This window comes from Pseudomonas sp. MS646 (assembly GCF_036693845.1).
GTDB classification, from domain to species: domain Bacteria; phylum Pseudomonadota; class Gammaproteobacteria; order Pseudomonadales; family Pseudomonadaceae; genus Aquipseudomonas; species Aquipseudomonas chlororaphis_E.
Map to the genome: position 1 here is coordinate 1,584,193 of NZ_CP144763.1, position 20,298 is coordinate 1,604,490.

The window sequence follows — 20,298 nt, forward strand, 5'->3', positions numbered from 1 at the left end:
GCAAACGGCTCGACCATGAGTGGAAAACAAGTCATGTTGCGGCCGACGAGTCTGTGGCAAGTTCCGGTTTCATCCTTGCGTTGCCCTGACCGGTCCTGCTTAATACGGTTCGACACGGGCCTCCTCCAATGAGGGCCTGGGGGCCGGTAACCTGAGGTGGGGCTGTCCGACAGGTCCGAAAACACTATAAGAAAAAGAGCCATCAAGTGACTGAATATCCAGGAACGGATCTGCAAGGACGTCTAGCGCTTTCGCTTGTCATACCGGTTTACAACGAAGTCCAGTCCATTGACTTGTTCATCACCAGGATCGACCAGGTCTTTGTCCATGAATCGCTGGTGGACCTGGAGCTGGTGTTCGTCAATGACGGCAGCGTGGACGACACCCTGGTGCTGCTGCTGGAACGGCAGAAGACCGACCCGCGTATCCGCGTTGTCGACCTGAGTCGCAACTTCGGCAAGGAGGCGGCATTGAGCGCTGGCCTGCAAGCCGCGCGCGGCCAGGCGGTGGTGCCGATCGACGTCGATCTGCAAGACCCTCCCGAGGTCATTCTCGAAATGATCACGCACTGGCGCAACGGTGCCGAGGTGGTGCTGGGGCACCGGGTCAACCGCGACTCCGACTCCTGGGCCAAGCAGGTTTCCGCCAACAGCTTCTACCGCCTGCACAATAAAATCGCCGACCACAAGCTGCCGGAAAACGTCGGTGATTTCCGCTTGATGGATAGGTGCGTGGTCGATGCCTTGCAGACGTTGCCCGAGTCCCGGCGCTTTATGAAAGGGCTGTTTGCCTGGGTCGGGTTCCGCACCACCTACGTCGATTACGTCAGGCCCGAGCGTGCCGCCGGCCAGAGCAAGTTCAACGGCTGGCGCCTGTGGAACTTCGCCCTCGAAGGCATCACCAGCTTCAGCACTGAACCGCTGCGCATCTGGACCTACCTGGGGCTGTGCGTCTCGCTGGTGTCTTTCGCCTTTGCGGTGTTCATCATCCTGCGCACCCTGATTTCCGGCATCGACTTGCCAGGTTATGCCTCGCTGATGGTGGCGGTCACGTTCCTCGGTGGGTTGCAATTGATCGGCATCGGCGTGCTGGGGGAGTACCTGGGCCGCACCTACATCGAATCCAAGCGTCGACCGGTGTTCCTGGTGCGACGCATCTATGACCCTAAGGACTGAACCGTGGATCTCAAGGAAACCGATATCCTGGGGCCCGATATCGGGCAGCACTGGTATTACCGTTCCAAGGCGCTCGCCATGCGCCACCTGCTCAAGGGCATTTCGGCCCGTACGTTGCTGGATGTGGGCGCCGGGTCGGGGTTTTTTTCCCACCATCTGCTGACCCATACCGACACGGCCCAGGCGTGGTGCGTGGACATCAGTTACCCGGACGATTCCGATGCCACCACCGCCGGCAAACCGGTTCATTATCGACGCGCCATCGACACGCTGGACGCCGACCTGGTGTTGCTGATGGATGTGCTGGAGCATGTGGACGACGACGTCGGGTTGCTCAAGGGCTATGTCGACAAGGTGCCGTCCGGCAGCCGTTTCCTGATCACCGTGCCGGCGTTCCAGTTTCTCTGGAGCGGCCACGACGATTTCCTCGAACACAAGCGCCGCTATACCCTCGGGCAATTGGAGGGCGTCGTGGCGCAGGCCGGGTTGCAGGTGCAGCAAGGCGCCTATTATTTCGGTCTGGTGTTCCCCATTGCCGCCGGCCTGCGGCTGGTGCAGCGCAGCACGTCCAGCGAGGCGCCCAAGTCCCAGCTGGCGCGGCATCATCCGTGGGTCAACGGTGTGTTGAAGGCCCTGTGCAGCCTGGAGCGCCCGTTCATGGGCGCCAATCGTCTCGCCGGCCTGACGGTGTTCTGCCTGGCGCAGAAGCCGTGACCTGGATGCATTCGCCGTTGCTACGCCGTGCCCTGCGCTTCGGCCTGACGGGCCTGCTCGTCACCGCGATACACGTGGTGGCCGCCGTGGCGTTCATGCACCTGGTCATGGCCAACCCACCGCTGGCCAATGGTTTCGCCTTTATTGTCGCCACTCTCGTTTCCTACCTGATCAACACCCTGTGGAGTTTTTCCAGCCAGTTGCAGGGTCGCACCCTCGCTCGTTTCGTGGTGGTGTCGATCGGCGGGTTCTGGCTGGCGATGCTGGTGGCCTGGGTGGCCCAGAACGCCGGCCTGGACTACCTGGCGGGCATCGCGGCCGTAGCGCTGATCATCCCGGTGTTTACCTTCATCCTGCACAATTTCTGGACCTATCGATGACCGCTCGCGGCCGGCACTACTCGCTTTCCCTATTGCCCCTGCTGCTGGGTGCGCTGGCATTTCTGCTGGTCATCGGCCCTCGGGTGCTCGACCCGACGAACATTGCCTGGCTGGGGGAGGGCGATGCGGCGACCCACTACATGGGCTGGGCCTTTTTCCGCCATTCGCCCTGGACTTTTCCACTGGGCATGAACCCCTCCTATGGGCTGGAGTTGGGCAACGGGATCATCTTTTCCGATTCCAACCCGCTGCTGGCGTTTATGTTCAAACCTTTCAGCGCCTGGCTCCCGGACACTTTCCAGTATTTCGGTTTCTGGTTGCTGGCCTGTTTTGTCCTGCAGGCCTGGTTCGCCTGGAAGCTGACAGGGTTGTTGTCGTCCTCGGTGTGGGTGCGGTTGCTGGGGACCGGCCTGTTCGTGTTTTCGCCGCCGATGTTCCTGCGCATGGGCGGGCACCTGTCGTTGTCCGGGCATTTCCTGATCCTGGCGGCGCTGTACCAGGCGCTGCGCCCCGGTACAGAGAAGAGTCGGCTGGCGTGGGGGGCGTTGCTGGCGGCAACGGCGTTGGTGCATGCGTACCTGCTGGCGATGGTGGCGTTGATCTGGCTGGCGGACCTGGCGACCCGAACCCACCAGGGCACTTTGTCGCGGCGCCGTGCCGGGATCGAGCTGGCGGGCCTGTTTCTGCTGGTTGCGTTCTGCTGTTGGCAGGCGGGTTATTTCAGTGTGGGCGGCGGGACCGTGGCGGGCGGTTATGGCCTGTATCGCCTGAACGTCATGTCGCTGGTCAACCCCAGCGGCTGGTCGCATGTGTTGCGGGATATCCCCCAGGGGCCGGGGGATTACGAAGGCTTCAATTACCTGGGCTTGGGCATCCTGGTGCTGGCGATCTGCGCGGGCGTGGCCCTGCTGCAAGGCAATACGGGGCTGGGCAGGGCCGTGCGTAACCGGTGGTTGTTGCTGGTGGCGCTGATCGGGCTGACGCTCTTTTCGCTGACCAACCACCTTGGCATCGGCCTGCTGGAGGTGCATTACTGGCTGCCCAAAAGCCTTGAACAAGCGGCGAATGTGTTTCGCGCGGCCGGTCGGATGTTCTGGCCGGTGTTCTACGCCATCGTGTTTGTCGTGATCTTCCTGGTGATCCGGGGCAACAGGCCGCGGGCGGCGGCATGCCTGCTGGCCATCGCCCTGGTGGTCCAGGTCCTGGATACCCATGCCGGCTGGGCTGGCCTGCGCAAGAACCGGATGCAGCCCGCCGCGTCGAGTTGGCCGACCTCGATGAGCGATCCGTTCTGGGCCAGTGCAGCCGGGCATTATTCGAAGGTCCGCACGTTGATGCCGCAGAATCAGCCGGAAAACTGGTTGCTGACCAGTCAGTACGCCCTGAGCCATGGGCTGGGAACCGACGGCGTTTACCTGGGGCGCATGGGCACCCGCGAGATCGAACAGGCCCAACGGCGCGCCGACCAGATGCTTGCCAGCGGTGAGTATGAGGCGGACTCGCTGTACATCCTCGACAGCCGCGCCGCGCTCCTGGCGGCGAAAACCGTTCATCGCCAGACCGACCTGCTGACCCGTGTCGATGGCTTGGTGGTCCTGGCACCGGGCTGGAAGTCCTGCGCCCAGTGCCGGCCATTTGCCGATGAGACGTTGGATGTGCAAGCCCGGCTTGGTGAGCGCCAAGTGTTCAACCGCGCCAATGCGATGCTGACCAGTGGCTGGGGTCGTGTCGAGGATTGGGGCACCTGGTCCGAAGGCATGGCGGCTGAGGTGGTGTTACGCGTACCACCCCAGGCCCGCGGGATTGCCATTGAAGCGGCGGCCTTCATCCAGCCCCGGCATACGAGCCAGCGGGTCGAGGTTTCGATCAATGGTATCGCGGTGCTGTCGACGCGGCTCACTCGCTTGCAGGACAACACCCTCGAGCTGCCGCTGACACCCGCCATTCGAGAGGCGATGGAAGTGGAAGGCCAGGTGCGCGTGCAGTTCCATTTGCCCGATGCCATCAGCCCCAAGGCGCTGGGGTTGAGGACGGATGAGCGAGTCCTGGGGTTGGGGCTGAAATCCCTGACAGTGAACTGAATACTCATCCTGTAGGAGCGGGCCTGTGGGAGTCTGCCCGCGAAAGCGGTGTGTCAGTCGGCGGAGATGTTGGATAGACCGGCCCCTTCGCGGGCAAGCCCGCTCCCACAGATTGATCGTTGGCGGGCACGAGATGTGTGTTCACCGTAGATCCCCGGTGGGAGCGGGCTTGCCCGCGAAAGCGGTGTGTCAGTCGATGGAGAGGTTGGCCAGGCCCGGCCCCTTCGCGGGCAAGCCCGCTCCCACAGGTTGACCCTTGGCGGACACAAGATTTGTGTTCATCGCACATCCCTTGTGGGAGCGGGCTTGCCCGCGAAAGCGGTGTGTCAGTCGGCGGAGATGTTGGCTAGACCGGCCTCTTCGCGGGCAAGTCCGCTCCCACATTTTGGTCGTTGGTGGGCACGGGATGTGTGTTCACCGTAGATCGCCGGTGGGAGTCTGTGGATGATTGCAACCCCGCGCTTGGACCTTTTGTGGATAGACGCGCAACCCTCGGCGTTTCTACACTGCACCCAGTTCGGGATTGGGAGCTGTGGATGAATCGCAACGAATTGCGCAAGGCCGACATCAACCTGATGGTGGTGTTCGAAACGCTGATGCTCGAACGCAACGTCACGCGGGTGGCGGAGAAGTTGTTCCTGGGCCAGCCGACCATCAGCTCGGCCCTGAACCGTTTGCGCAAGATGTTCAACGACCCGCTGTTCATTCGCGTCGGCCATCGCATGGAGCCGACCGCCCGAGCCGAGGAGATCATCCGGCATTTGTCGCCGGCCCTGGACTCGCTGTCGGTGGCCTTGAGCCTGACACACGATTTCGATCCCGCCAGCAGCACCATGACGTTTCGCATCGGCCTGTCGGACGACGTCGAGTTCGGCCTACTGCCGCCCTTGCTGAGCAGCCTGCGCCAGGAAGCGCCGCAAATCGTGTTCGTGGTCCAGCACGTCGACTACTGGCGCATCCCCGACCTGCTGGCATCGGGTGACATCACCGTGGGCATCAGCCAGACGCGTGGGCTGCCGGCCAATGCCAAACGCAAATTGTTGCGACACATCCAGCCCCGGGTATTGCGCGCCGATGCATCGGACACGCCGCTGACCCTCGACGAATACTGCGCGCGCCCGCATGTGCTGGTGTCCCACACCGCCAACGTGGCCGGTTTTGCCGACGAGTGGCTGGCCGAGATCGGTCGGACGCGCCAGGTGGTGCTGTCCGTGCCGCAGTACAGCGCGTTACCGGCGCTGCTGGCGGGCACGGACCTGATCGCCAGCCTGCCGGATTACACCGCCGCGGCAATGGCCGCATCGGGCCAGTTGTTCAGTGAACCTTTTCCCTTCAAGACCCCCACCCTGGACTTGTCCATGGTCTGGCTGAGCCATGTCGACAGCGACCCGGCCGAGCGCTGGCTGCGATCCCGGCTGGAGGCGTTCATGGGCGAACGCATCGCGCCAGGGCGTTCCTGAGCTCGCCGGACGACGAAACAAAAAACTGCCGCACAGACGAAAGTCGAGCTATGGTTGCCAGGTTTCATCACCTCGTCATTCTCGAACCGGAGTCGAATACATGCCCCACCTGCACATGGAGTACACCGCCAACCTGCCCGAGCTCAAGCCCGAGGTCGCCCTGTTGCGCCTCAATAATGCGCTGGTGGCGTCCGGTCAGTTCGCGGCGGAGTCGGACATCAAGAGCCGGGCCATGAAGGTGGAAACGTTTCGGGTCGGCACCGGTCTGGGCGAGCGCGCTTTCGTGCACGTGAAGCTGGCGCTGTTGAGCGGTCGCTCGCCGGAAATCAAGAAGCAACTGGCCGACAGCCTGCTGGCGGTGATCCAGGAGCTGGGTCCTTGGCCGGAAGGCGTGTCCGTGCAACTGTGTGCGGAAATCCTCGACATCGATCGCGGCCCGTACGCCAAGGCCTTGATCGAGCGTTGAGCGTCGGGCGCCTTACCCGGCGCAGGCCTTGATGATCTGTTCGCGCAGCCAGGCATTGGCGCTGTCCTGGTCGGCGGCCTGGCTCCATTGCATGTTCAAGGTAAAACCCGGCAGCCCCTTGGGCACTTCGTGGTGATTGAAGATCGCCTCGTTCGCCAGCAGTTTCTGGATGCGGCGAGGCAGAGTCAGGATGAAGTCGGTGCCGGTGATCATCTTCAGCGCGGCGCTGTAGCTGTTGGCTCGTGCGGCAATCTGGCGCTGGTGCGCCTGCTGCGACAGCCAGCCGTCCACCATGTTGCTGGATGACATCCAGGGTGTCGGAAAAACGTGCCGGCGCTGTACGAATGATTGAAGGCTCAGTTGCGGCTCCAGTGGCGTCGCCCGCTTGTCCACGACACACACCAGCTCTTCCTCCAGCAACTGCCGGGATTTGAAGTCGGCGTGGTTGCTGTGGAAGTTCGGACCAAAGCAGATCACCAGGTCGAGGCTGCCGTCTCGCAGTTCTTCGGCAGGAATATCGGCTTCGAGCTTGTGCACGTTGACCACCACGGGCAGGTCGGCGTAGTCGAAGTTTCGCAGCAACTGCGGCAGGATCACGTGCTCGAAATACTCCGGCGCGCAGATATTGAACGTGATGGCCTGCCGGGTCGGATCGAACGTTGGCGTACCGGCGTGGCACAGGTTGATGCTTTGCAAAATGGCGCGCACGTGGTCGTACATGCCCTCGGCCTTGTAGGTAGGACGCATGCCGGTGCGGGTGTTGATAAACAGCTCGTCTTCGAAACAGGTTCGCAGTTTCTTCAGGCAGTAGCTGACAGTGGACTGGCTGACACACAGCGCCTCGGACACGCCGGTGACGCTGCTTTGCTCGTACACGGCGCTAAACACCATGAGGTCTTGCATATCGAGCTTTCTGAGGGAGTTACTGTTCAGCATCCTTTCTGTCTCTCGCTGTGCTCCTTGCGCGGATCTTGCGCAAACCAGGCTGATGATCGTAACGGAACGATGGTCCCAAGAGAATGCCGGGCAGGCCGTTTCACGGTCGGCAGTGGGACACATAATGTAGGGAATACGACGCGTCGATCAACGCCCGGGTCGATGATTCATTGTTTAGCTCGGCCCGATCCGAACTCCATCAAATCAATGTTTAACGTCTGTAGGTTGTCGTGGGACGCTGCTCGGACCTGTTTTTCAGTGATGCGCTCATGGACGGTTGGCCTTCAGCAAACCCGTACTCGTCACCGACTGCCCTGGGGCCGCGCTGCGTCGCGACGCCCTCGCTGAGCGCGCTGCCTTCGGAACTGGCCTTCTGGGCACTCTGGCATTGTCGCCATGCCCGGCCTCCGGACTGCCGTATTTCCTGTTGATCCCTTCACGGTGCTTGCCCATGCGAGCACGGGTTGACGGCGCCTGGGCGCCTGTCCGACATGACCATACGAGCCTTGTGATGAACCTTGCCAAGACACCCTTCGCGTCAGTGCAGCACGCCGACGCCTTCCTCACCGAAAACCCCGATATCGAACTGTTCGAGCTGTTCATTCTCGACAACAACGGCGTGCCTCGCGGCAAGTTGTTGCACCGGGACGAATTGCGGGCGGTCTACACCAGTGGCCGGCCGCTGCCCAGCACGATTCTCGGGCTGACCCTCAATGGCGACGACGTGGAAAACTCCGGGCTGGTGTGGGACGTCGGCGACATCGATTGCCGGGCCTATCCCCTCAGCGGCAGCTTGCAGCGCCTGCCCTGGCGGCTGATCCCCACGGCTGCGGTGCAGGTCAGCATGCACCCCGAGGAGGGAATGCCCGCGACCGTCGCCGATCCGCGCTACCTGCTCAGCCGGGTGATCGCGGCCTTGCAGGCGGACGGCTATTACCCGGTGATGGCGGCGGAGTTGGAGTTCTACCTGCTGGACGCGCAACGCGACAGCCAGGGGCGGCCGCAACCGGCGCGGGATGCTGACGGTGCTCGCCCGAGTGCGACCCAGGTCTATGGTTTGCGTGAGCTGGAACAGATCGAACCGTTCCTGGCGGACCTTTATGCCGCATGCAAGCTCCAGGGGATTCCCGCCCGGACCGCGATTTCCGAGTACGCGCCGGGCCAGGTGGAGATCACCCTCGAGCATCGCGCCGATGCCTTGCAGGCCATGGACGAAGCGGTGCGCTACAAGCGGCTGGTCAAGGGCGTGGCGCATAAACACGGCATGGCCGCGTGCTTCATGGCCAAGCCTTTCGCCCACTTGGCAGGTTCCGGCCTGCACATGCATGTCAGCCTGGCGGACGAGAAGGGCCACAACCTGTTCGCCAGCGAAGCCGCCGAGGGCACGCCGTTGTTGCGCCATGCGGTGGGCGGGATGCTCGAAACCTTGTTCGACTCGTTGCTGATGTTCTGCCCGAACGCCAACTCCTACCGACGCTTCCAAAGCCACAGCTACGCGCCGCTGGCGGCGACCTGGGGCGTGGACAATCGCACCGTGAGCCTGAGGGTGCCGGGCGGTCCCGCTTCGTCCCGGCACATCGAACACCGCATCTGCGGCGCAGACGCCAACCCGTACCTGGCGGCCGCGGCGATATTGGCCGGTATCCATCACGGCATACGCCAGCAGTGCGATCCCGGGGCGCCTGTCGAAGGCAATGGTTATGCCCAGGCGACCGCGTTGTTGCCCACCGACTGGCTTACCACCCTGAGTGCCCTGGAGGCATCGACCTGGGCGCGGGAAGCGTTTGGCGATGAGTTTCTCAATGTTTATCTAGCGGTCAAGCGCGCCGAGTACCGCCAGTTCATGGGGGAGGTGGGCGAGCAGGACTGGCGTTGGTACTTGCATCACGCCTGACGCCCGGGCAAGCCGCGCGGGGCATGCGCCCCGTGCGGCGTGTTGCTTAAAAAATTATTTAATAGCAACTTTTTCACGAAAAATTGATGGTGGCCTACTTAAAGTTTGTGTTGCCGTAGGGAATGAATTTTTCACATTCACCTGCGGCACTTCTTTTTCAAAGAGCAACTTTCAGGAAACCGTCAATCATCATGCCGACTATTAAAGCCGTGCGCCCGGAGTGGGTGACACTGGTGGCCAGTGCCTTCTTGTTAGTGGGCTTCAACATTGTGCTCTGGCAACACTTGCTGGCGATCACCACGGCGGACGCCCGGGGCCTGCTGATGTGCCTGGCCTTTGGCGTGATGATCTTCTGCGCCTTCAACCTGGTGTTGACGCTCGTGGCGTTCCGGCCGCTGCTCAAGCCGGTGTTGATACTGCTGTTCATGATCAGCGCCGGCGTGGCCTATTTCATGGCGCAGTATGGCGTGCTGATCGATGCCGGGATGCTGCGCAACTTTGCCGAAACCAATGCCACGGAAGTCCGCGACCTATTGTCGCTGAAGTTGTTTGCCTACATCGTTTTACTGGGTGTCGTGCCGTCCTGGTTATTGTTCAAGACACCGATCAACTATCGTCGCTGGCCAAGGGAGTTATTAAGTAAGTTGTTGGTCGGCGTGGCGTCGGCGGCGGTGATCGGTGGCGTCGCGTTGGTCAACTACCAAGGGTTGTCGTCGTTGTTTCGCAACCACCACGAATTGCGCCTGATGGTCGTGCCCAGCAACTACATCGGGGCGACCGTCGGCTACTTGCGCGAACAGGTCGCGTCGGCCAAGCAACCCTTCATCGCCGTGGGTGAGGACGCCAGCCGCAACCCGGCCTGGCAAACCCACGGGCGCAAATCCCTGACGGTGCTGGTGGTGGGGGAGAGCGCCCGGGCCGAGAACTTCGGCATCCTCGGCTACAACCGCGACACCACCCCGAACCTGGATAAGGAAGCCGGCCTGATCGCCTTCACCGATGTGCATTCCTGCGGGACCGAGACCGCCGTGTCGGTGCCGTGCATGTTCTCCAACATGGGGCGCAAGAACTACGACGCCAGCAAGGCCAGGAATGAAGAAGGCCTGCTGGACGTGCTCAAGCGTGCCGGGCTGGAGGTGATCTGGCGCGACAACCAGTCTGGCTGCAAGGGTACCTGCGACCGCGTCACATTGCAGGATGTGAGCAACCTCAAGGATCCGGCGCTGTGCGCCAACAGCGAGTGCCGCGACGAAATCCTGTTGCAGGGTCTGCAGCACTTCATCGACAACCTCGACAAAGACACCGTGCTGGTGCTGCACCAGATGGGCAGCCACGGGCCTGAGTACTTCAAGCGCTACCCCAAGGAGTACGAGCACTTCACTCCGGTGTGCGAGAGCAATGCGCTGAACAATTGCAGCCGCGAGAGCATCGTCAACGGCTACGACAATACGTTGGTGTACACCGACCATGTGCTGTCGACGCTGATCGACCTGCTGCGGGCCAACCAGGACAAGGTCGACACGGCCATGCTCTACCTGTCGGACCATGGCGAGTCCCTGGGCGAGTACAACCTGTTCCTCCATGGCACGCCCTACATGCTCGCCCCGGAACAACAGAAGCACGTGGCGATGCTCGCCTGGTTTTCCGACAGCTATCAGAAGGCGTTCTCGGTCGACACCCATTGCTTGCAACTGAGCCGGGAGAAACCCCTGAGCCAAGACAACCTGTTCCATTCGATGCTCGGGCTGCTGGAGGTCAGCAGCAAGGTCTACAACCCGGACCTGGACCTGTTCGCCAATTGCCGCGGCGCGGTCATCGACGGCGTGTTGGCGCGCGAGTGAGTGCCTACACCTTTTTTTCACGCGACGCCGGTTAACCTGTCTGTCATCCATTTCCCAAGAGCCGTTCGTATGTCCGCGTTACCCCCTTCCACCGTCGAGCTTGAGTTCGCCAGGCAGCACGACCAGGAGCATGCGCAGGTCTGCTGCCAACCGGCGCCTCGACGGCTGCGCCTGGCGTTCTGGCGGGATGAGCACATGGTGCGCAACGCCCTGAAAGTGGCTGGTGAACCGGGGTTGGTGCTGGATGTGGCATGCGGGGCCGGGCGGTTCTGGCCGGTGCTGGCTGAGCATGCCAACCGGGTGATCCTGGCGGCGGACCCATCGCCGGACATGCTCGAGCACGCGCTCACCCACCATGGTGGCGCGCTGCTCCAGCGGGTCAGGACGTTTCCCAGTTCGGCGTTCACCATCGGGCTCTCGGCCAACGCGGTGGATTGTATTTTTTGCCTGCAACTGTTTCGGCACGTCAGCGCCAGCGAGCATCGCCTGGCCTTGTTGCGCGAGTTTTATCGGGTCAGCCGCGACACGGTGATCGTTTCGGTGCAAATCGAGGGCCGTCTGAAGATCGGCCATTCTTCGCCGCGCAAACTCGCCGGCAAGGCGGACATCGAGACCGAATTCCGAAAGGCCGGTTTCAACGTGGTGTGGCACCAGGATTTCCTGCCCGGTTTTGCACTGACGCGGGTATATGTATTGCGTAAGACCAGTTAGTTCGTAATGTAGGACTATTCTTGCGTTTGCGCGGGCAATTTCTCTCAGGCTCTGGCTCTACGAATGCTCGCAATCGCCGGCGGCGATATATACTGCGCGCCATTCTTCAAGGGAGAGCCGTGTGGCCATCGATATTCACTGGATTCGCGACAACGATAGCCTCGGTCAGTTTTGCGCCGAATGGCAGCAGTTGCCCTTCGTCGCCCTCGACACCGAATTCATGCGGGTCGACACCTTTTACCCGATTGCCGGCTTGCTGCAGATCGGCGATGGCAAGCGCGCCTACCTGATCGACCCCTTGACCATCGACAACTGGCAACCCCTGGCCGCACTGCTGGAGAACCCGGCGGTGCTCAAGGTGCTGCACGCCTGCAGCGAAGACCTTGAAGTGCTGCTGCGCCTGACGGGCAGCCTGCCCGCGCCGTTGTTCGACACCCAACTGGCCGCCGCGTACCTGAACCTGGGGTTCTCCATGGGGTACTCGCGCCTGGTGCAGGACGTGCTGGGGATCGACCTGCCCAAGGGTGAGACCCGTTCCGACTGGTTGCAACGGCCCTTGTCCGAGACGCAGATCAGCTACGCCGCCGAAGATGCGCTGCATCTGGCGGAAGTTTTCGTACAACTGCGTCCGAAACTGTCCGATGAAAAATACGCCTGGGTCCTGGAGGATGGTGCCGAACTGGTGGCCAACCTGCGTCGTGAAATCGACCCGTATGAGGTGTACCGCGAAGCCAAGCTGGCCTGGAAACTCTCCCGCGCCCAATTGGCCGTGCTGCGCGAGCTGTGTGCCTGGCGCGAGCGTGAGGCGCGTGCCCGCGACCTGCCGCGCAACCGCATCATCCGTGAGCATTCGCTGTGGCCCCTGGCCCGCACGCAGCCGGATAACCTCGGGGCGTTGGCTAAAATCGAAGACATGCACCCGCGCACTGTGCGCCAGGACGGCGAGTTCCTGCTGGACCTGATCCAGCGCGCCGGCAGCGTACCGCCCGACCAATGGCCGCCAGCCGTGGCCGAGCCGTTGCCGATCGAGGCCGCGGCCCTGGTCAAGCGCCTGCGGGCACTGGGGCAGGCCGAAGCGGAACGCCTGGGGATTGCCCCGGAGCTGATGCTGCGCAAGAAAACCCTCGAAGCCCTGATCAAGAGCGGCTTTCCCGAGGGCCCTTACCAATTGCCCGATTCGCTGCGTGGCTGGCGCCGCGAATTGATGGGCCAGGCGCTGCTCGACAGCCTGGCCACTGCCGGAGAACAGCCTTGAAACGTATCTGCTCCATCTACCGAAGCTCGAAGAAAAACGAGATGTACCTGTATGTGCTCAAGAGCGATGCACTGGCGCGGGTCCCCGAGCCGTTGATGGCGGCCTTCGGCAAGGCGATCCATGCCTTTGACCTGGTCCTGACCCCGGAGCGACAGCTGTCCCGGGAGGACATCAACCGGGTGCTGGAAAACCTCGATACCCAGGGCTACCACTTGCAGATGCCGCCCGCCGAAGACGAGTACATCGAGCATCTGCCCGAAGAGTTGCTGCGCCGTAACGACCCGGTCTGACAGGTACCCCGAGGCCCCGTCCTGGGGCGCTTGAAACACTGGAATGGATTTATCGATGATGACCCCAGGGCGGAAAACGCTCCGCCGGCGGTCGTCTGTACTGTTTTTGAAAGGTTTGATTCATGCGCGTTCTGATTGCCGAACACGATCATGCGGTATACGCCCAACTGCTGCGCCAGGCTGCCCCCGATCTTGAAGTCCTGACCAGCGGCGATTCCGCCGAACTGTCGCGGCTGGCCGCCGATTGCCCGGTCTGGCTCGGCCAGCCCGACCTGCTCGCCACACTGTTGCGCCAAGGCCACCAGCCGCAGTGGTTGCAGTCGACCTGGGCCGGCATCACGCCGTTGCTTGCCGAAGGCTTGACCCGCGACTACCGCCTGACCCGGGCGGTGGGCATTTTCGGTCAGGTGATGGCCGAATACGTGCTCACCTACATGCTCGGCCATGAGCGCGAGGTCCTGGCGCGCCTGGTCAGCCAGGTGGAGCGCAAATGGGACAACCGCCAGGGACAGGGCCTGGTGGGGCGCAAGGTGTTGATCGTCGGTACGGGCGATATCGGCCAGCGCGTGGCGCAGTTCCTGCTGCCGTTTGGCGTGCAGTTGTATGGCATTGCCAGCGAGGCCCGCGAGCAGGCGCCGTTCGTCGAAGTGGGAGCGCTGGAGGATCTGCCGCGGCTGGTGGGGGAGGCGGACTACGTCATCAACCTGCTGCCCAACACGCCCGACACCCATGATGTGTACGATGCGGCGTTATTCAAGCAGTTCAAGCCCAGCGGTCTGTTCATCAACGTCGGACGCGGCGTGGCGGTGGTGGATGCGGACCTGGTCGAGGCCCTGAAGGAAGGGCACCTGGCCGGCGCGGTGATCGACGTCTGCCGCCAGGAGCCGCTGCCGCAACGCCACCCATTCTGGACTGCCTGGGGCCTGCTGCTCACCGGCCACAGCTCCGCCCCGACCTCGCCACCGATGATGGCGCAACTGTTCCTGGAAAACCTGCGGGCCTACCAGGCCGGCGAGGCACTGCGCGGGGAAGTGGATTTCACTCGGGGTTACTGAAATCACCGATCAATCTTGTGGGAGCGGGCTTGCTCGCGAAGGCGGTGGTTCAGCCAGAGTCAATGTTGGCTGACACATCGCCTTCGCGAGCAAGCCCGCTCCCACAGGGGGATTGTGTGGCGGGTTACAGAGTGAAATCGCCTTCGGCCACCAGTTCGCTCAACGGCCGGCGCGGGCTAGGGGTTTCGCGGGCCTGGAGGTACTCGGCCAGGGTGGATTTGTCCCCCAGCTTGCCAATCGCCACGGCCGCGTGCAGGTCATAGCCCTCGGGGATCTTCAGCTCCTGGCGGGTCAGTGCCTGATCGAACCCGGCCATGCCGTGGGTGTGCCAGCCGCTGAGGCTGGCTTGCAGCGCCAGGTGGCCCCAGGCCGCGCCGGTGTCGAAGGCGTGGCTCTGCGCCGGGGTTTCTTCGGTGGCGCCGGGTACGGCGAAGGTGGTCTTCGACACGATGATCACCAGCGCCGAGGCATGCTGGGCCCAGCTGCGGTTGAATTCGTTGAGCAGGCCCAGGAAGCGCTCCCAGTTCGGCGTGTCACGGCGCGCGTACAAGAACCGCCACGGTTGCGAGTTGTAGGCCGATGGCGCCCAGCGCGCGGCTTCGAAAAAGCCCAGCAGGGTGTCTTCGGCAATGCTTTCGCCCGTAAAGGCGCGGGGCGACCAGCGTTCGATGAACTGCGGATGAATGGCGTAATCGGCGATGCGGGAATTGGCGCTCATGACTCACCTGACAGGGCTGTTTGGAAAATGTCGCAACAACCTACGTCGCGGCGTGCGGCCTGACAAGACCCCGCCTACCGACAGTCGCCAATGCTTGGCCTGAAGCAGCCCGGGCACTAGACTGTCGGCCTTTTCACCACCTGATGTTGATGCTTGAGCCATGGCCGCCAAAGTCGAACCGTTCTGGATACGCAAAACCCTCGATCAGCTGGATGCCCAGGAATGGGAATCGCTGTGCGACGGCTGCGGCCTGTGCTGCCTGCAAAAGCTCGAAGACGAAGAAGACAACAGCGTCTACTACACGCGCATCGCCTGCAAACTGCTGGACCTCAAGACCTGCCAGTGCAGCGACTATGCCAACCGCCGTGCGTTCGTTCCCGATTGCATTCAACTTACCCCGGGCAAGGCCGATGAGTTCAAGTGGCTGCCACCGACCTGCGGTTATCGGCTGGTCAGCGAGGGCAAGGACCTGCCGCTGTGGCACCACCTTGTCTGCGGTGATCGCGATGCGGTGCACCACGAACGCATTTCCCAGTCCGGGCGCATGCTGGCCGAAGGCAGCGTGCCCGAAGAAGATTGGGAAGATCATCTGATTTTTCGCGCCGGCTGAGCCGCCGGGCATCGCTACCAGGGAGAACCCATGGCTGCAGGATTGAAACGGATGCTGGCGGCCGGGTGCCTGGTCGTGTGTGGCCCTTTGTGGGCGGCGCAGAAAGTCGACCTGGATTATCACGTGCACCTGCTGCCCCAGAGCGACCAGGCCGAAGTGCGCCTGACGCTGGCCCGCGGTTCGGCGGTGCGCAGCCTGGATTTCGACCTCGACGACGGCAGCCGCTACAGTGATTTCAAGGCCGACGGCCAGTGGCAACTGACCCCCGGCAAGCACGCCCGGGGTGTCTGGCGGCCGACAGCCGACAAGGCCAGCCTGAGCTACCGGGTGCGCATCAGCCATACGCGCAAGAATGGCACCTTCGAAACCCGCATGACTCCGACCTGGGCCCTGTTTCGCGGCGACGACCTGGTGCCGTCGGCCAAGCTCGACCAGCAGGACGGTGTCGAATTGGTCGCGCGCCTGGAAGTCGAGTTGCCCGACGGCTGGAAAAGCATCGAGACGCCGTGGCCGCGCATCGGCAAACAACGTTTTCGCATCGACAACCCCTCGCGCCTTTTCGACCGGCCTACCGGCTGGATGCTCGCCGGCAAACTCGGCAGCCGCCGCACACGCCTGGGGGAGACCGAAGTGACGGTGGCCTCGCCTCAAGGCCAGGGCATGCGCCGGATGGACGTGCTGACGCTGCTGACGTTCGTCTGGCCGCAGGTGCAGGCCGTGGTGCCGCGTCATCCCGCCAAGCTGCTGATCGTTGGCGCGGGCGACCCGTTATGGCGCGGTGCCCAGGGCGCCCACGAATCGATCTACCTGCACAGCCGTCCGCCGCTGGTGAGCGAGCGGGGCAGCAGCCCGCTGTTGCGCGAGTTGATGCAAGTGCTGGCGCGGGTTAACGACCGTGATCGCAGCGACTGGATCAGCGAGGGGCTGACGGAGTTCTATGCGATCGAACTGCTGCGTCGCGCCGGCGGCCTGAGTGACGAGCGCTATCAGGCCCTCAATGACCGGCTCGCTCGGGACAGCCATGGTGTCACGACCTTGCGCGGCGAGCAGATCAGCCCCGCGATGGTGGCCAAGGCGGTCCTGCTGTTGCAGGAACTGGACCGTGAGATCCGCCTGAAAACCCGTAACAAGCGTTCGCTGGACGATGTGCTGCAAGGGGCGATGCGGCTGGAGACGGTCGATACCGAGGAGTTCGTGCAGCTCAGCGAAAGCATCCTGGAGGGCGCTTCCACCGTCCTGGATAACCGCTTGCTTCAGTGACGGCGCTTTCGCGAGCTGGCTCGTTCCCTCAGGGGATCAACGGTGTTCTGCGGTCTTGTGGCCGAGACACTGTAGGCGCGAGCCTGCTCGCGGTGGGGCCATCAGCCCCGGCGCAAAAGATCAGAGCCCGGCTTTGGGCGAAACCAGCGAATCATTCCCCGTCACCGTAGCCGTGCTCGTCGCCGCTTCGGCGTTGGCCTTCATGCGGCTCAGCTCCTCGCCGGCCTGTTCAATCCGGGCCCGGGCGTTGTCGAGGTTCTGGCGATTCTTTTCCAACAGCGACTTGGCCGAGCAATGCCCGGTGATGCCCCGCGCCAGTGCCATGCCGCCAATGGCCAGTTGAGCCAGCCCGATCACCCCGCCACGGCGCAAGCCCTTGCCCATCATCAGCACCCCACCGGCCAGCGAGCCGATGCGCTCCCAGCCGTGCACGTTCTGCCGCGGGTGGGATTGGAAAGGGGTGCTCTGAATCGGCTCGAATGGATTGTTATCGCTCATGATCTGTCTCCAGTGTGGGGATTGGTATAAAGCTGACTGCCCGAGCGTTTGCCTTGTTCAATCGGATTTGACGCCGGTCAGCGGAATTGCGGACCGGAGCGGGTGTTGTTGCCTTTGGCCATGCGGTCGTACAGCACGACGTTGACGGTGGCGGCCAGGTTCATACAGCCCGTGGTCGGGATGTACACCACGTCTTCGCACCAGTCGCGGATGTCCTTGTCCAGCGAGCCGTCTTCGGGGCCGAAGATGTACAGGGCCCGGTCCGGGTGGGTGTATTCGGGCAGCGGACGGGCGCCTTCCACCAGTTCCACGGCCACCGGTACGCAGCCCAGGGGCAGGATTTTCTTCAGGTCGTCGATGCCGATCAGTGGAATGTCGTAGTGGACTTTCTTGGTGTCGGTGACGAAGTCGGCGGCGCGCTCGTAGCGCTTGCCGGTGTAGAACACCGACGCCACGCCGTAGCAGCCGGCGGCGCGCATGACCGAACCGACGTTTTCCGGTGACTTTGGGTTGAACAGACCGATGCAGCTGTAGCGTTTGTTGGCCACGGGCGGGGTGCCTTTGGGGAAAAAGGCGAGATTATACGGGGAATGGGGGAGGGGCGGCAGTTTCGAGATTGGCGGTGACTGTCGGACCGCTTTCGCGAGCAAGCTCGCTCCCACAGGGGGCTATCGGCGTACGTGAGCTTCTGTGTACACCTCGATCCACTGTGGGAGCGAGCTTGCTCGCGAAGAGGCCCTGACAGCCCCTGAAGAGGCTGTCAGGCCCTTGCCGATCACTCGTCCTTCTTCATCAACCCAGCCAGCGCGGCGAAGGGGTTGTGGGTCGCCTTGGCGATTTTCGGCGTGCTGAGGGAGCCGTCGCCGAAGTACTGCTGGTCGGTGTAGCGCGAGTGCTCGTTGTCGTGGCAGTACAGGCACAGCAGTTCCCAGTTGGAACCGTCCTGCGGGTTGTTGTCGTGGTTGTGGTCGCGGTGGTGAACGGTCAGCTCGCTCAGGCGCTTGCCGGAAAATTCACGGGCGCAGCGGCCGCAGACGTGGGGGTACATTTTCAGGGCCTTGTCGCGGTAGCCCATTTCCCGGTCGCGCTGGGCGTCGGCGAGGATGCGGTCCAGCTTGGCGGTGTTGGACGGTGGCGTTGACGAACTCATGGGTTCACCTTGTAGAAAAGACAAATGACGGTTGAATGCAGTTTAGCTCAGCCCTTGAGCTTCTCGGCAATCCAGATGGTGTGGCGGGTGCCTTTGTTGCCGTGGGCGAACACTTGCACTTCCTCGGCCTTGAAGCCGGCTTTTTTCAGTTTGTCGGAAAACTGCCGGTCAGCGCTGGCCGACCACACCGCCAGCACGCCCTTGGGGCGCAGCGCCTTGGCGCAGGCGGCCAGGCCGGCAGCCGAATACAGCCAACTGTTGGCTTTCTGGGTCAGGCCTTCGGGACCGTTGTCGACATCGAGCATGATCGCGTCGAACCCTTGGGGTTCGGCCTGCAGGACCTTGGCCACGTCTTCAAGGCGGATGACGGTGCGCGGGTCCGACAGCGGCCGCCCAGCCTTTTCACCCAGGGGGCCGCGATTCCACTCCACCACGCCGGGCACCAGCTCGGCCACCACCACTTCGGCCTGCTTGCCCAGGTGCTTGAGGGCCGAGGCGAGGGTGAAACCCATGCCAAGGCCGCCAATCAACACTCGTGAATCGGGCCGGCCGGCGACCTTGCGGCAGGGGATCTCGGCCAAGGCATCCTCGGAACCGTGCATGCGCGTGTTCATCAACTGGCCGCCGTCACCGCCCTGGATCTTGATGACGAAGTCTTCGCCGTACTCGAACAGGCACAAGGCGCCGCCGTTGGCCGGGATGGGGGTGGTGTCGAGCAGAACGAAACGTTTCATGGAAGTCTCATGAGGGAGGGTGGACCGGTGTGCCAGCGGGCTGTGCGGTTAATTCCAGTGCATCCATTAGCCACACAGGCCTCCTGGGTCTAGCCTGAAGGCAACAGTCGCCACGGAGCCATTGATGAAGTGCATCATTCTACCGGCCATTGTCCTGGCGGTGTGCTCGATGAGTTGCGCGCAGGCCCAGCAGCCGACGATTCCGGTCAACCCGCCGAGCATCCCCGGTTCGCCCGGCACCGCCACGCCCCTGCCGTACCCGCCGGTCGCGCCCAGCGGCCTACCCAAGACCGGCCCCGGAAGCGCCGGGCCGCCTTTGCTGCCGCCGATCGAAATGCCCCACCCGCCCAAGGACCAACCGCTACCGGGCATGGAGTCGCAAGCGCCGAAGGCCAAGTCGCCGGGGGGATGAACCTGATAGGTGAATGACGGGCCCTGTGGGAGCGGGCTTGCTCGCGAAAGCGGAGTGTCAGTCGACATCAATGTTGTTTGACACTCCGCTTTCGCGAGCAAGCCCGCTCCCACGCCGATTGTGGTTGGCCGTCAGACCTGCTGCGACAGCAGCTGTCCATCGGCCATGCGCAGGCGCTTGGACAGGGACACAGCGAGGGCGCGGATGATCTTGGCGGCGATCTTGGGGGCGTCGTTGAGCATTTTTTCCAGGGAGTCCTTGCCCAGGTTCAGCAACTGGCAGGGGCTGGCCGCGATGCAACTGGCCGAGCGCCGCTCGCCGTCCAGCACGGCCATTTCCCCGAACGCCCGGCCACTGCGCAAGGTGGCGATGGTCACGGGTTGGCCGTCGGGGCCGGTTTTCTGCACGGCCACCTGGCCGGTGTGGATGATGCACATGAAACTGCCCGCATCACCCTCTCGGAAGATCGCCTCGCCCTCGGCGATGGCGCTGATGCTGAAATAGCCCGACGCCGCCGCGAAGTCGGCAGGCTGCAATTGGTCGAACAGGCCGCAGTCCATCAGCCAGTCGCGGATTTCTTTGTTCAGTAAGGTCGGTTCTGACATGTCGTCACGGTCTTTTTCTTGTGTCTGCTACGGTTTGGATTGCTTGGCTGCAA

At 62.9% G+C, this 20,298-nt stretch carries 22 protein-coding genes; 15 read left to right on the forward strand and 7 right to left on the reverse strand.

Annotated features, from left to right (window positions below; translation table 11 throughout):
- Window positions 1–206: 206 nt before the first annotated feature.
- The 6 genes from V3H56_RS07070 (at window position 207) to V3H56_RS07095 (ending at window position 6,276) form a co-directional block, all read left to right on the forward strand.
- Complete coding sequence (locus tag V3H56_RS07070) at window positions 207–1,175, forward strand: glycosyltransferase family 2 protein (protein ID WP_047739236.1); 969 nt, start codon at window positions 207–209, stop codon at window positions 1,173–1,175.
- Window positions 1,176–1,178: 3 nt separating this feature from the next.
- A complete protein-coding gene (locus V3H56_RS07075) occupies window positions 1,179–1,889 on the forward strand; it encodes a methyltransferase domain-containing protein (RefSeq protein ID WP_047739235.1) in 711 nt (236 codons plus the stop codon).
- Window positions 1,890–1,894: 5 nt separating this feature from the next.
- Window positions 1,895–2,269, forward strand: coding sequence for a GtrA family protein (locus V3H56_RS07080; protein WP_338474774.1), 375 nt, complete (start codon window positions 1,895–1,897; stop codon window positions 2,267–2,269).
- Window positions 2,266–4,350, forward strand: coding sequence for a DUF6311 domain-containing protein (locus V3H56_RS07085; RefSeq protein ID WP_338474387.1), 2,085 nt, complete (start codon window positions 2,266–2,268; stop codon window positions 4,348–4,350). The genes V3H56_RS07080 and V3H56_RS07085 overlap by 4 nt, the downstream gene beginning before the upstream one ends.
- Before the next feature lie 536 nt (window positions 4,351–4,886).
- On the forward strand, window positions 4,887–5,810 hold the full coding sequence (locus tag V3H56_RS07090) for a LysR family transcriptional regulator (protein WP_042729655.1): 924 nt from the start codon (window positions 4,887–4,889) through the stop codon (window positions 5,808–5,810).
- 100 nt (window positions 5,811–5,910) lie between these two features.
- Window positions 5,911–6,276, forward strand: coding sequence for a 5-carboxymethyl-2-hydroxymuconate Delta-isomerase (locus tag V3H56_RS07095; RefSeq protein WP_042729656.1), 366 nt, complete (start codon window positions 5,911–5,913; stop codon window positions 6,274–6,276).
- Between the two features lie 12 nt (window positions 6,277–6,288).
- Here V3H56_RS07095 and V3H56_RS07100 read toward each other — a convergent pair whose 3' ends face one another.
- Window positions 6,289–7,212 carry a LysR family transcriptional regulator gene (locus tag V3H56_RS07100; protein WP_047739233.1) on the reverse strand — a complete coding sequence of 308 codons (924 nt, stop codon included), beginning with the start codon at window positions 7,210–7,212 and terminating at the stop codon, window positions 6,289–6,291.
- A gap of 511 nt (window positions 7,213–7,723) precedes the next feature.
- Here V3H56_RS07100 and V3H56_RS07105 point away from each other — a divergent pair.
- From V3H56_RS07105 to V3H56_RS07130, 6 genes are all read left to right on the forward strand, one after another.
- Entirely contained in the window at window positions 7,724–9,106 is a 1,383-nt protein-coding gene (locus V3H56_RS07105; protein WP_042729658.1) for a glutamine synthetase family protein, read from the forward strand.
- A 191-nt stretch (window positions 9,107–9,297) separates the two neighbouring features.
- A complete protein-coding gene (locus V3H56_RS07110; protein WP_042729659.1) occupies window positions 9,298–10,947 on the forward strand; it encodes a phosphoethanolamine--lipid A transferase in 1,650 nt (549 codons plus the stop codon).
- Window positions 10,948–11,016: 69 nt separating this feature from the next.
- Window positions 11,017–11,658, forward strand: a complete 642-nt coding sequence (locus V3H56_RS07115) for a class I SAM-dependent methyltransferase (protein WP_338474388.1) — start codon at window positions 11,017–11,019, stop codon at window positions 11,656–11,658.
- A 121-nt stretch (window positions 11,659–11,779) separates the two neighbouring features.
- Complete coding sequence (gene rnd / locus V3H56_RS07120; RefSeq protein ID WP_047739232.1) at window positions 11,780–12,913, forward strand: ribonuclease D; 1,134 nt, start codon at window positions 11,780–11,782, stop codon at window positions 12,911–12,913.
- Window positions 12,910–13,203 (forward strand): YcgL domain-containing protein, encoded by a 294-nt coding sequence (locus V3H56_RS07125; RefSeq protein WP_042729662.1) that lies wholly within the window; start codon window positions 12,910–12,912, stop codon window positions 13,201–13,203. The genes rnd and V3H56_RS07125 overlap by 4 nt, the downstream gene beginning before the upstream one ends.
- A 122-nt stretch (window positions 13,204–13,325) precedes the next feature.
- Window positions 13,326–14,258 (forward strand): D-2-hydroxyacid dehydrogenase, encoded by a 933-nt coding sequence (locus V3H56_RS07130; RefSeq protein WP_047739231.1) that lies wholly within the window; start codon window positions 13,326–13,328, stop codon window positions 14,256–14,258.
- A gap of 124 nt (window positions 14,259–14,382) precedes the next feature.
- Here the strand turns inward: V3H56_RS07130 and V3H56_RS07135 are convergent, their stop codons facing one another.
- Entirely contained in the window at window positions 14,383–14,976 is a 594-nt protein-coding gene (locus V3H56_RS07135; RefSeq protein ID WP_042729664.1) for a nitroreductase family protein, read from the reverse strand.
- A 160-nt stretch (window positions 14,977–15,136) separates the two neighbouring features.
- On the opposite strand from V3H56_RS07135, the gene V3H56_RS07140 reads away from it, so the two are divergent.
- Both V3H56_RS07140 and V3H56_RS07145 read left to right on the forward strand, forming a co-directional pair.
- Window positions 15,137–15,586 carry a YcgN family cysteine cluster protein gene (locus V3H56_RS07140; protein WP_042729665.1) on the forward strand — a complete coding sequence of 150 codons (450 nt, stop codon included), beginning with the start codon at window positions 15,137–15,139 and terminating at the stop codon, window positions 15,584–15,586.
- Between the two features lie 30 nt (window positions 15,587–15,616).
- Window positions 15,617–16,846 (forward strand): hypothetical protein, encoded by a 1,230-nt coding sequence (locus tag V3H56_RS07145; protein WP_338474389.1) that lies wholly within the window; start codon window positions 15,617–15,619, stop codon window positions 16,844–16,846.
- A gap of 120 nt (window positions 16,847–16,966) precedes the next feature.
- Here V3H56_RS07145 and V3H56_RS07150 read toward each other — a convergent pair whose 3' ends face one another.
- From V3H56_RS07150 to V3H56_RS07165, 4 genes are all read right to left on the reverse strand, one after another.
- Window positions 16,967–17,344, reverse strand: a complete 378-nt coding sequence (locus tag V3H56_RS07150; RefSeq protein ID WP_042729667.1) for a DUF2892 domain-containing protein — start codon at window positions 17,342–17,344, stop codon at window positions 16,967–16,969.
- 77 nt (window positions 17,345–17,421) lie between these two features.
- Complete coding sequence (locus V3H56_RS07155) at window positions 17,422–17,892, reverse strand: RNA methyltransferase (RefSeq protein ID WP_003198862.1); 471 nt, start codon at window positions 17,890–17,892, stop codon at window positions 17,422–17,424.
- 227 nt (window positions 17,893–18,119) lie between these two features.
- Entirely contained in the window at window positions 18,120–18,494 is a 375-nt protein-coding gene (locus V3H56_RS07160; RefSeq protein WP_003184246.1) for a YajD family HNH nuclease, read from the reverse strand.
- Between the two features lie 47 nt (window positions 18,495–18,541).
- Window positions 18,542–19,228, reverse strand: coding sequence for an MnmC family methyltransferase (locus tag V3H56_RS07165; RefSeq protein WP_212803492.1), 687 nt, complete (start codon window positions 19,226–19,228; stop codon window positions 18,542–18,544).
- 124 nt (window positions 19,229–19,352) lie between these two features.
- On the opposite strand from V3H56_RS07165, the gene V3H56_RS07170 reads away from it, so the two are divergent.
- Window positions 19,353–19,640: a hypothetical protein gene (locus V3H56_RS07170; protein ID WP_047739228.1), complete on the forward strand. Its 288-nt coding sequence runs from the start codon at window positions 19,353–19,355 to the stop codon at window positions 19,638–19,640.
- A 131-nt stretch (window positions 19,641–19,771) separates the two neighbouring features.
- On the opposite strand, the gene V3H56_RS07175 is transcribed toward V3H56_RS07170, so the two are convergent.
- On the reverse strand, window positions 19,772–20,245 hold the full coding sequence (locus tag V3H56_RS07175; RefSeq protein WP_042732995.1) for a cyclic nucleotide-binding domain-containing protein: 474 nt from the start codon (window positions 20,243–20,245) through the stop codon (window positions 19,772–19,774).
- Window positions 20,246–20,298 lie beyond the last annotated feature (53 nt).